Here is an 11775-nt window from a genome sequence, read left to right as displayed (position 1 = left end):
CGCATTCTAGCTTTTTTTATTTCACAAACCCCTTTAAGGCGAACTTTATAAAAGACCTAAAAGGTTTTTAAAACCTGTTAGGTCTAACCTTAAGGCTCTTGGATTAATTCCATTGATCCAGAATAAACACACTCCTGCAAATGTAAATCTGAATGCTCACGCATTCTAGCTTTTTTTATTTCACAAACCCCTTTAAGGCGAACTTTATAAAAGACCTAAAAGGTTTTTAAAACCTGTTAGGTCTAACCTTAAGGCTCTTGGATTAATTCCATTGATCCAGAATAAACACACTCCTGCAAATGTAAATCTGAATGCTCACGCATTCTAGCTTTTTTTATTTCACAAACCCCTTTAAAGCGAACTTTATAAAAGACCTAAAAGGTTTTTAAAACCTGTTAGGTCTAACCTTAAGGCTCTTGGATTAATTCCATTGATCCAGAATAAACACACTCCTGCAAATGTAAATCTGAATGCTCACGCATTCTAGCTTTTTTTATTTCACAAACCCCTTTAAAGCGAGCTTTGCGGGTTTTGTGAAATAAAAAAATCTGCATTTCCATGCAGATTTTCGCTTGATGTGGGTCATACTGGATTCGAACCAGTGACTTCCACGTTGTCGACGTGACACTCTGAACCAACTGAGTTAATGACCCCTATAACTAAAAAAAGTCCGTATAAAACGGACTTTTTTTTGTGGGCGATGAGGGATTCGAACCCCCGACCCCCTCGGTGTAAACGAGGTGCTCTGAACCAACTGAGCTAATCGCCCTTCGTAATTGGATTGCAAATATAAAGTAGTTTTTCATATTGCAAAACTTTTTTTGAGAAAAAATTAAATTATTTCTGCAACAACAAAAGTGCTCCCTCCAATATATATAATATCACCAGCCTGTGCCGTGTTTTTTGCAGCCGTAAAGGCATCATTTACACTACTATAAGCGTTTCCTTGAAAACCTTGCTCCTTAAAGGTATTTCTTAAAATATTTTCATCTAAACCTCTCGGCACATCGGGTTTGCAGAAGTAATACCTTGCATTTTTTGGTAAAAGCGGTAAAATAGAGGCAATATCTTTATCATTTACAACTCCGAAAACAACATGTAACGCCTGATATGGCAAATTCATTAATTGTTCCATCACAACCTTTAAGCCTTCCGAGTTATGAGCTGTATCGCAAATAATTAAAGGATTTTGTTGCAAAACCTGCCAACGACCTTGAAACCCTGTATTACGAACCACTTGTAATAACCCGTTTTTAACATGAGTATCAGCAATGATAAAGTTTTGAGTTTTTAAAACTTCAATTGCCTGTACCACCGTCTGAATATTTTCATATTGATATGTGCCTTTTAAATCCGATTCATAATGTGAATGAACAAACTGATCCGCAAAGAAAATTGGTGCTTCCAAGCTTTTTGCTACTTCTTGAAAAACTGGTTTTGTCTCCGCTTGCGTTTTACCAATTACTATTGGAATTTGATTTTTAATAATTCCGGCTTTCTCATAAGCTATTTTATCCAGTGTATCCCCTAAAAATTGTGTATGATCTAACCCTATATTGGTGATGATAGCCAGTTCAGGTGTGATAATATTAGTAGAATCCAAACGACCACCTAGCCCGACTTCAATTATGGCAACATCCACCTTTTCATTCCAAAAATAATTGAAGGCCATTCCGGAGGTCATTTCAAAAAAGGAAAGTCCAGAAATATCTAAATAGCCTTTATTGTGTTGTATAAAATTAACCACATATTCTTTGCTGACCATTTCGCCATTAACACGAATACGCTCGCGAAAATCCTTTAAATGTGGTGATGTAAACAAACCCACTTTATAGCCTGCCTCTTGCAAAACGGAAGCTAGCATATTACTTGTAGAACCTTTACCGTTGGTACCTCCAACATGAATGGTTTTTATTCTATTTTGAGGGTTATTTAAATGATGTGCGAAACGGATGGAATTGTCCAAATTGGCTTTAAATGCCGTTTTACCTTGTCGCTGATACATGGGAAGTTTTGAAAACATCCAGTTTAAAGTATCTTGATATGTCATAAATTATTGACCTATAGTGAAGTTAACTTCAACAAATCCTACTTGCGCTGCTGGCGCATTGCTATCTGGCCGCCATTTGTGAGATAAAGCTATTTTTTTTGCTGGCTCCAGAAGACATTTAGCCGTATTATTCGTGCCTTTAACGCCTGGATTGGCTTCTATGACATTACCTTCTCGGTTTACCACTATGCGAACTACAACCCTTCCAGACTCATTACAATCTTGATTTAATTTTTGATACGTTGCCTTTCCTCGTCCGTTTAAACCATAGCCTACACCTCCGCTACCAGAACCTGGATTGCCAAAATAGCTGGTGGCATACGGATTGCCATCTAATTGGCCTTTATCACCCGGTTTGTTGTCATCCCCTTCGCCACCAGATGTGGTGCCTTCCGATTTACTTACGCCTCCAATTAAAGCGTCTAGCTTTTTCTTTTTAGCCTCTTTCTCTGCCTGCTCTTTCGCTTTTTGTTCGGCTTCCGCTTTTGCCTTGGCATCCGCTTCTGCTTGCGCTTTTGCTTTTGCTTCTGCAATTTTTTTCGCTTTAGCGTCGGCTTGTTTTTTCTTTTCTATTGCTAATGCTTCTTCGTTATTCTGTGTGATAACATCTTCCGCTTTTGTTTTTTCAGCAGCAGCCGCTTCTGGTTTTGTTTCTTGAGGTTTTGTTACCGCTTCTTCCGGAGGACGCTCTATGTTTTTTGGTTCGGATTTAACAGGTTCTTTTGGCTGTACGTTTCCGCTGCCAACATCTGAATTCCCAAAATTAACAGCTACGCCATATTCTTCCGGTGGATCCATATATGGAGGCCCCACTACAAACAGCAGCAATACCAAAATAACGATTATTAAAGTCGTAATCTTGGCAGAATTCCGTTCGTGTTTGGTCTCTAAATATTTCATGGGTAGATGTGCCGTTTTAATTTGGCTTAACTGCTAAAATGACTTTAATTTTATTTCGATTCGCTATATCCATTACTTTAACCACATTATCAACAGGTACTGATTTTTCAGCACGCAATACAACAGTTGGTTTTTCTTGACTGGATAAAGCGGTTAAAAGTTCACCTTCCAACATACTTTCACCTACTAATTTTTGATCTACATAATAGCGCAAATCTTTAGTAATACTAACAGCTACAGATTTTTTATTCTCTGTTTTTCCACTCGCATTTGGCAGTAAAATATCAATAGCACTTGTTGTTACCAAGGTAGAAGCTATCATAAAAAATATAAGTAAAAGAAAGACAATATCCGTCATAGACGACATATTGAATTCGGGCGTTACTTTATTTCTTCCGCGTATATTCATATTAAATAGGTTCGTTTAAATGATCTAAAAATTCTAAAGAATTTGCTTCCATTTGATACACCACCTTATTTGTTTTTACTACTAAATGGTTATACGTGATATATGCTATAATACCGACAATTAAACCAGCAACAGTTGTCGTCATAGCTGTATATAAACCACTGGCAAGCACATCCATTTGAATGGTTCCGCCAGCATTAGCTAGTTCAAAAATAGCTAAAATCATACCGACTACGGTTCCAAGGAAACCAATCATAGGTGCTGCTCCAGAAATGGTTGCTAGGATACTAACATTTTTTTCTAATCCGTAAATTTCTAACCGACCAGCATTTTCAATAGCGGTATTAATATCTTCAAGTGGTTTGCCAATTCTAGTAATTCCTTTATTTATTAATCTAGAAACAGGTGTGTTGACTTGTGCACACAAAATTTGTGCCGCTTCAATTTTACCATTACTTACATGATCCTTTATCTGATTCATGAAATTACTGTCAATTTGTGATGCCGCTTTGATAGCAAATAAACGTTCAAAATAAATATAGCAAGCAACTATTAAGAGAACAAAAAGTATGGCTATTATAATTTGACCTGCCATGCCTCCACTACTTATTAATTCAATAATGGAGAGTGTTTTTTCAACTGATTCGCCATCTGGAACTATTTCAGCTCCTTCTTGAGGACTTTGTATAAATGTATTTATCATATGATTTGTGACTATAATATTATTAACGTTTTAAATGATACAAAATTATATTAGAAAATGGTTCTGGTAAACATAAAGGCAATTGCACCAACTAAAAACCCAACTAGCGCTAACCAACCAATATTTTTAAGGTACCAGAAAAAATCAATTTTTTCCATTCCCATAGCTACCACACCTGCTGCTGAACCTATTATTAACATACTTCCACCTGTACCGGCAGCATAGGCTATAAAATGCCAAAGTTCATTATCAATTGGTTCTGAAAACATACCTAAACTAGCCGCAACTAAAGGAACATTATCAATAACTGCCGATCCAACACCCATTAATAATACTACCAAATCTGAAACGCCTTCGTGGTGTAACTCTGTACCCAACATAGGCATGTTTTCCTGTAAGGTGGATGCAAAGCCAAATAATATTCCCAGCGATTCTAAAGCAGCAACTGCCATTAAAATTCCTAAAAAGAAAAGGATACTTGGCAACTCAATTTTAGATAATGCTTTATGAACTGGGCTATGATGTCCAACATGATCTGCATTTGCATCTGTATCAAAAGACATGGCAAATTTTCTATTACTAAAAACCTCCGCAAAAATAGCAACAAAAGCCAAGGCTAACATCATACCAACATAAGGTGGTAAATGCGTGACCGTTTTAAAGATAGGAACGGAAACAATACCACCTAAACCTAAATATAACATAGTTGCACTGTGCTCACTTTTTGGCGCATCATCTTCTGAATCAGGATTGTCAATTTTCCCCTTAAATGCTGGTAAAAATGACGCTATAAATACTGGTATTAACATACATAATAATGAGGGAACAAATAAGTAAACAAATAAATGTCCTGTGGTTACTTTTTTACCAATCCATAACATGGTTGTGGTAACATCTCCAATTGGAGACCACGCTCCACCAGCATTGGCAGCTATGATAATTAAACCCGCATACCAAATCCTCACGTCCCGATCAAAAATTAATTTTTGTAGAATAGAAATTAAAACAATTGTAGCGGTTAAATTATCAATAATTGCCGATAAGAAAAAAGCTAAAAAGGCAAATATCCATAGAATTCGCCCTTTACTTTTCGTTTTAATAAAACCTTTTATAGTAGCGAAACCATCAAAATAATCTATAATTTCAACAATGGTCATGGCTCCTAATAGAAACACTAATATTTCTGATGTTTTACCTAAATGATGCAATAGTGTTTCTTCCATTAAGTGCACCCTATCTTCATGGTTTAACAAACCTAAATTGTCTACCAAAGCATGTTTTGCAGAGTCAAACCATTGGGTAAAATCATCAACGCCAATTGCAATAATGGCCCAACAAATAGCCATCATAACCAAAGCGGGGATCAGCTTATCAATTTTCAAATTGTGCTCTAGTGTAATAGCTAAATACCCTAAAACAAATACAATAATAATTATTGCTTCCATAAAATTATCTAATTATACTAATTGCCCTAATGCGATTTCGAAGGCAGTTTTACTTAATTCTTTTTTTGAACTATTTGCATTATAAACATTTTGCAAAGCCCTCTTTATCGTATCTGAAGTGTCTTGAAAAATAGACTCATCGCTCATTTCAACACTACTTTCCATTAGATAGGCAAATACTCGTGCCATTCCACAATTGGAAATGAAATCTGGTATTAAGCTTATGCGCTCATCGGTATGTTCCATAATTGGTCCGAAGAAAATTTCTTTATCTGCAAAAGGTACATTAGCACCGCAAGAAATAACTTCCAAGCCACTTTCAATCATGGTGTCAATTTGGTCTTGGGTAATTAGGCGCGATGCCGCACATGGTAAGAATACCTCTGTTTCCAATCCCCAAACTTTTTCATTCATTTCTTGGAATGGAATTAAATTCTCACCACCCAGTGTATTTCCTTTTTTATTCAGGTATAGATCTGTAATTTCTTCAAATGAAAATCCATCTTTATTAATCACGCCACCAGCAATATCCATAATACCAACAACTTTAGCGCCCATTTTAGATATATAGAAAGCAGCAGCTGCTCCTACGTTTCCAAAACCTTGGACAACAACGCGCTTTCCTTTTACAGTCCCACCAAAAATATCGTAATAATGTTTAACGGCTTGTGCAACACCAAAGCCCGTAATCATGTCGGCAACAGTATATTTACGTTTTACACTAGGTGAATATTCTGAACTTTCTATGGCTTTAATAACACCGTGGCGCAATTGCCCAATACGGTTAATTTTATCGCCTGGTGTTGATTTAAAATGTCCTTCAAAAACACCCTCTTGCGGATGCCAAAGTCCTGTTTGTTCCGTCATAGGTATTACCTCATGACTCTCATCAACATTTAAATCGCCACCCGTTCCATAATAACTTTTTAACAATGGAGAAACCGCTTTAAACCAGCGCTCCAACACACCTTTTTTTCGTGGATCATTGGGATCAAAGTTTATTCCAGATTTAGCACCACCAATGGCTGGTCCTGAAACTGTAAACTTTATTTCCATGGTTTTAGCTAATGATAAGACTTCATTGACATCCAATCCTTTTCGCATGCGGGTTCCGCCACCAGCAGCTCCGCCGCGAAGGGAGCTTATTACGGTCCAGCCTTCAGCTTCTGTTTCTGGATCCTTCCAATTGAATACAATTTCCGGTTGCTTATTCTCGTACTTTTGAAGTAAGTCTTTCATTATAGTTTCATTATTATTTTAAATCCAATAGTTGTTATTCTTCAACAAATATAAAAAACAAAAAATCGGTAAATATCAATTTTCCAATAATTTTAAGGTTGAAACGTTCTTCCTGAACTATGATCCATTTTTGCGCCTGTTACACTTGCTAAACAATTCACTTCATTTCGCTGTTTTAACACACCTAACAGACTGAATATTAACGCCTCTTTATAATTAACTAATTTTGAATTGGGTATAACCAGTTCCGCTTTTGTCTGTGTTTTTATTTCTTCAATTAGAAAGGAATTATAAGCGCCACCTCCAGTTATTAAAGTTTTGCCATTTTTTATTTGATGCCCTATTTGAATGGCGATATGTGCAACAAACGTTCGTAAAATATCCTTAATGGGAATTTCAAAAGCATTAATCCTTGGAAAAATAAATTTATCAACCCATTCTAAACCCAATGATTTTGGATGCGGTTTTTTATAAAACTCCAAACTATTTAAGTTTTTTAAAAGCGCTAAATTAACCTGTCCTGACGCCGCTATTTTACCAGAATCATCAAAATCTAATCCTAAAGATGCCACGTAATGATTAAGGACAATATTTGCTGGGCAAATATCGTAGGCAATGCGGTTCCCGTTATGTTCGGTTGAAATATTAGCAAAACCACCTAGATTTAAACAATAATCAAAATCTGAAAAAAGTAATTTATCGCCAATTGGTACTAAAGGTGCACCTTGACCTCCTAGTTGGACATCTTGAACTCTAAAATCGCAAACCACGGTTTGCTGCGTTAAATGGGCCAGTATTTGTTTATTCCCGATTTGTAAAGTAAAGCCCTTTTCTGGTTCATGTAAAGCTGTATGCCCATGTGAACTGATAAAATCTAAACTAGCAATCTGATGTTTTGTTACAAATGTATTTATAACGGAAGCAAGATACGCCGTATAATCTTGATCTAATATTTCTAAATTATCTTTAGAAAGGCCAACCAAGTTTTTAAGTTTTAAGAACCAGCAATGGGGATATGGAATGGTTTCGCATTCTAAAAATGTATACTGCCATTTTTCATTAAACGTGAATTTAATATGAGCTATATCAACACCGTCTAACGATGTTCCAGACATAATACCTAACACATTATAGGAAGATTTTATCATATCGCGTAAAAATACTAATCATTATTGAAAAAATGTTCCTAAAACCTTATCTTTGCATTCATTTTTATCAATTCAACAACAACAATTTATTATGGATTTTAATCTTACCGAAGAACATATGATGATTCGCGACGCAGCGCGCGATTTTGCTCAAACAGAATTATTACCTGGCGTTATAGAGCGTGATAACAAACAAGAGTTTCCTCAAGATTTAGTAAAAAAAATGGGCGAACTTGGTTTTATGGGTATTATGGTTGATCCTAAATATGGCGGAAGCGGTATGGATGCCATTTCCTATGTATTAATAATGGAGGAACTTTCAAAAATTGATGCGTCAGCTTCTGTTATTGTTTCGGTAAATAACTCATTAGTATGCTATGGACTTGAATCTTATGGTAGTGAGGAACAAAAACAAAAATACTTAACAAAATTAGCGACTGGTGAATTTGTAGGCGCATTTTGTTTAAGTGAACCTGAAGCTGGTAGTGATGCAACATCACAAAAAACCACAGCAATTGACAAAGGCGATCATTATGTTTTAAATGGTACTAAAAACTGGATTACAAGTGGAGGTCGTGCAGATGTGTATTTAGTCATTGCACAAACGGATAAAGATAAAGGACACCACGGTATCAATGCTTTTATAGTTGAAAAAGGGATGCCTGGATTTGATGTTGGACCCAAGGAAGATAAATTAGGGATTCGCGGAAGTGACACCCATACCTTGCAATTTAATGATGTAAAGGTGCCTAAAGAAAATAGAATTGGCGCGGATGGTTTCGGTTTTAAATTCGCCATGAAGACGTTATCTGGTGGACGAATTGGAATTGCTGCTCAAGCATTAGGGATTGCGTCAGGCGCTTATGAATTAGCGAAGAAATACAGTAAGGAACGTAAGGCATTTGGTACTGAAATCTGCAATCATCAAGCCATTGCTTTTAAAATTGCTGATATGGCCACCGAGATTGAAGCGGCTCGTATGTTAGTTATGAAAGCAGCTTGGGATAAAGATCAAGGTAATAATTACGATATGTCTAGTGCTATGGCGAAGCTATACGCAAGCAAAGTAGCTATGGACACAACGGTGGAAGCTGTTCAGGTTCACGGTGGAAATGGTTTTGTTAAAGAATACCATGTTGAGCGTTTAATGCGAGATGCCAAAATTACACAGATTTATGAAGGAACTTCAGAAATACAAAAAATAGTTATTTCTAGAGGTGTGTTAAGAGATTAATTTTTATTAAAATATCTACATATAAATCCCAATATAACTATTGGGATTTTTTTATTTAAGAGATTCTAAAACCAAGCGTATCTCTCCATACGTGAACTTGTCATCCAATTGATGTTTTAAATCTGAAAGGTTTTCAAACTTATACTTTGGAATTAATTTTTGTAATTCCTTATAATGTTCCACAGACATTAAATCTGTCGGCTTTATTTCTCCCGATGGAATAAAGCTAACTAAATGACCGAAAATAGTGTTTTCATTTAATGCACGTTCATTAGCAATTTCTTCAATTGTTTTACCAGATTTAAAAAGAATAAAAGACTGAAGTTTCGTATCTACTTTTTTTTCTTTCTTGTCTTTGAATTTGAAGGTTTCGGTTTTTTCTTCATAATCGATATCATCTTCATCACAAAAATCTCTAATTACTTCCAGAATGGCCGCCCCATATTTTTCCACACGAACCTTTCCCATGCCATCTATTTCCAATAATTCATTTTTGGAGGTAGGTAAGGTTTCACACATAGCATATAGCGCCTTTTGCGTAAATATTTGGTAATGGATTAAATCGTTTTCTTGAGCAATTTCATTTCTTAAAACACGTAACAATTCAAAAAGCTCCACATTGGTAGTACCATCTATAACTGTCTTTTTAAGTTTTTTAGGCTTTTCTTTGGCTAGAAAGACTGCTTTAGCTCGCAAATTTAAAAATAAAAGCGTTTTAAAACCATCTGCCAATTCCTTAAAGTATAAGGTTTTAGTTTCTAATAATTCTTCAATACTATCCAAATTTTTAATCAGATCTTTTTCCAAGGCTTGGTTATCCGTTGTAAAATTAAACGTCTTAAAAGCAGGATTTATAACAGTGTCTAATTCATTTTGAAAGTACAAAATTGCCTTTTTAAACCGTCCTTGAATTACATGACTAGTTTCTGGTAAGCTTTCTACTTTTGAAATATTGTTTAATTGACTATTAAAACTGGTTCCTATTTTTAAAAGATTTGTAATAGCGTTTTTAACCGTTATTAAGGGCGCTTCAATTTTACCTTCTATACTACCGCGATTTTTATAATAAATATCTAAAATGCGATTTATAGGATATAAGAAATCATAAAAATTAAATACTTCAGATATTAAACCCAATTGAAAATGTCGTTGGGATAACTCCAATACAGTTTCATCAGGTTGATTCTCATTCGCGGATTCGTTAAACGAAATAACATGGCTATCACTAATAATCTGATTGGAAGTAATTTTACTTTTTAAAACTAAACCTTCCAAAGATTTACAACGACTTAAAGCCACATAGGTTTGACCGTGAGCAAAAGCACCTTGGGCATCTATTATAGCTTTCTCGAAAGTTAAACCCTGGCTTTTATGAATAGTAATAGACCATGCCAAGCGCAATGGCATCTGACTAAAGGAACCAATTTTATCCTCGGTTATCGCATTCGTTTCTTTATTAACCGTATAATTAATATTGTCCCAAACCTCTTGGGTGGTAACAATATTAAATTCATCTTCCGGACAGCGCACAACCACTTCATCTTTATTCAATTTGATAATCTTACCAATTTTACCATTGAAATAACGCTTCTCTTGAGAACTATCATTCTTAATAAACATGACTTGCGCACCAACTTTTAAAGCTAGCTCCTCATTATTTGGATAGGCGTGTTCTGGAAATTTACCCTTAATGTCTGCCACATATAATTGGGCTTTGGCGTCTAAAGCATCCAGTTCCTTTTGGTTGGTTTCTTCTGCTCTATTATTATGGGTCGTTAATTGAATATATCCTTCATCCGGATTAGGGCTAAAATCAGGTTTATACCGTTTATTTAAAATAGCCTCACCTTCTGCCGACAAACGATTATTTCTAATTTCGTTGAGAATAGTGATAAATTCGGGATTTTCTTGTCTATAAATATGCTTTAGCTCTATTGTAATAGGCTGACATTGCTGATAAGCATGGCTACTAAAAAAGAATCCATTCAAATAATATTTCTTCAATAAAGACCACTCATGATCCTTAATTACAGGAGACAGTTGTTGTAAGTCACCAATCATTAGAACTTGGACACCGCCAAATATTTTATTCTTATTTCGGAAACGCCTTAATGTTTTATCAATTCCATCTAGTAAATCCGCTCGAACCATACTTATTTCATCAATAACCAATAAATCCATAGATTTAATGATATTGATTTTAGTTTTACTAAATTTTCTATTAAAACCTTGTGAAGAATTCGTGTCAGAATCTGGTAATATAGGACCAAACGGCAATTGAAAAAAGGAATGAATGGTAACTCCTTTGGCATTAATAGCTGCTACACCAGTTGGAGCCACTACCACTGTCCGTTTAAGCGATTCATTTTTTAATTTATGAAGAAAGGTCGTTTTTCCTGTACCCGCTTTTCCCGTTAAAAAGATAGTTCTATCAGTTTCATTTACAAACTGCCAAGCAAGTTTTAATTCAGGATTTTCAGACACAAAAAATCGGTTTAATTTTAAGTAAATATACGACGTATAGACTTTATAAAACAAAAAAAATCCCGATTCAAGTATTGAATCGGGATTCTTAAAAAAGGCGGCGACCTACTCTCCCACGAGATGCAGTACCATCGGCGCTAACGGGCTTAACTACTCTGTTCGG

General features: G+C 35.5%; 9 protein-coding genes and 2 tRNA genes. 1 reads left to right on the top strand and 10 read right to left on the bottom strand.

Features of this window, described 5'->3' with window-relative positions; all coding sequences use genetic code 11:
* Positions 1–578: 578 nt before the first annotated feature.
* The 9 genes from ACN0QX_RS02860 to ACN0QX_RS02820 form a co-directional block, all read right to left on the bottom strand.
* Positions 579–653 (bottom strand) — tRNA-Val (locus ACN0QX_RS02860).
* A 41-nt stretch (positions 654–694) separates the two neighbouring features.
* Positions 695–769, bottom strand: a tRNA-Val gene (locus ACN0QX_RS02855).
* A 63-nt stretch (positions 770–832) separates the two neighbouring features.
* Positions 833–2050, bottom strand: a complete 1218-nt coding sequence (locus ACN0QX_RS02850; RefSeq protein ID WP_417195437.1) for a bifunctional folylpolyglutamate synthase/dihydrofolate synthase — start codon at positions 2048–2050, stop codon at positions 833–835.
* 3 nt (positions 2051–2053) lie between these two features.
* Entirely contained in the window at positions 2054–2950 is an 897-nt protein-coding gene (locus ACN0QX_RS02845) for an energy transducer TonB (RefSeq protein WP_417195435.1), read from the bottom strand.
* Between the two features lie 16 nt (positions 2951–2966).
* Positions 2967–3359 (bottom strand): ExbD/TolR family protein, encoded by a 393-nt coding sequence (locus ACN0QX_RS02840; protein WP_066253519.1) that lies wholly within the window; start codon positions 3357–3359, stop codon positions 2967–2969.
* A gap of 1 nt (position 3360) precedes the next feature.
* Positions 3361–4062 carry a MotA/TolQ/ExbB proton channel family protein gene (locus ACN0QX_RS02835; RefSeq protein ID WP_248398161.1) on the bottom strand — a complete coding sequence of 234 codons (702 nt, stop codon included), beginning with the start codon at positions 4060–4062 and terminating at the stop codon, positions 3361–3363.
* Between the two features lie 50 nt (positions 4063–4112).
* Complete coding sequence (gene nhaD / locus ACN0QX_RS02830) at positions 4113–5507, bottom strand: sodium:proton antiporter NhaD (protein WP_417195432.1); 1395 nt, start codon at positions 5505–5507, stop codon at positions 4113–4115.
* Between the two features lie 12 nt (positions 5508–5519).
* On the bottom strand, positions 5520–6746 hold the full coding sequence (locus ACN0QX_RS02825; RefSeq protein WP_417195431.1) for a Glu/Leu/Phe/Val dehydrogenase dimerization domain-containing protein: 1227 nt from the start codon (positions 6744–6746) through the stop codon (positions 5520–5522).
* A 92-nt stretch (positions 6747–6838) separates the two neighbouring features.
* Positions 6839–7894 carry an anhydro-N-acetylmuramic acid kinase gene (locus ACN0QX_RS02820; RefSeq protein WP_417195429.1) on the bottom strand — a complete coding sequence of 352 codons (1056 nt, stop codon included), beginning with the start codon at positions 7892–7894 and terminating at the stop codon, positions 6839–6841.
* 91 nt (positions 7895–7985) lie between these two features.
* Here ACN0QX_RS02820 and ACN0QX_RS02815 point away from each other — a divergent pair, with 91 nt between their 5' ends.
* Positions 7986–9128, top strand: a complete 1143-nt coding sequence (locus tag ACN0QX_RS02815) for an acyl-CoA dehydrogenase (RefSeq protein ID WP_248398147.1) — start codon at positions 7986–7988, stop codon at positions 9126–9128.
* Positions 9129–9179: 51 nt separating this feature from the next.
* Here the strand turns inward: ACN0QX_RS02815 and ACN0QX_RS02810 are convergent, their stop codons facing one another.
* A complete protein-coding gene (locus tag ACN0QX_RS02810; protein WP_417195427.1) occupies positions 9180–11612 on the bottom strand; it encodes a helix-turn-helix domain-containing protein in 2433 nt (810 codons plus the stop codon).
* Positions 11613–11775 lie beyond the last annotated feature (163 nt).

This window comes from Bizionia sp., assembly GCF_048259285.1.
Classification (GTDB): domain Bacteria; phylum Bacteroidota; class Bacteroidia; order Flavobacteriales; family Flavobacteriaceae; genus Algorimicrobium; species Algorimicrobium hallyeonense.
Note: the sequence above shows the minus strand (reverse complement) of the source record. Positions and strands in the feature narration are given on the sequence as shown.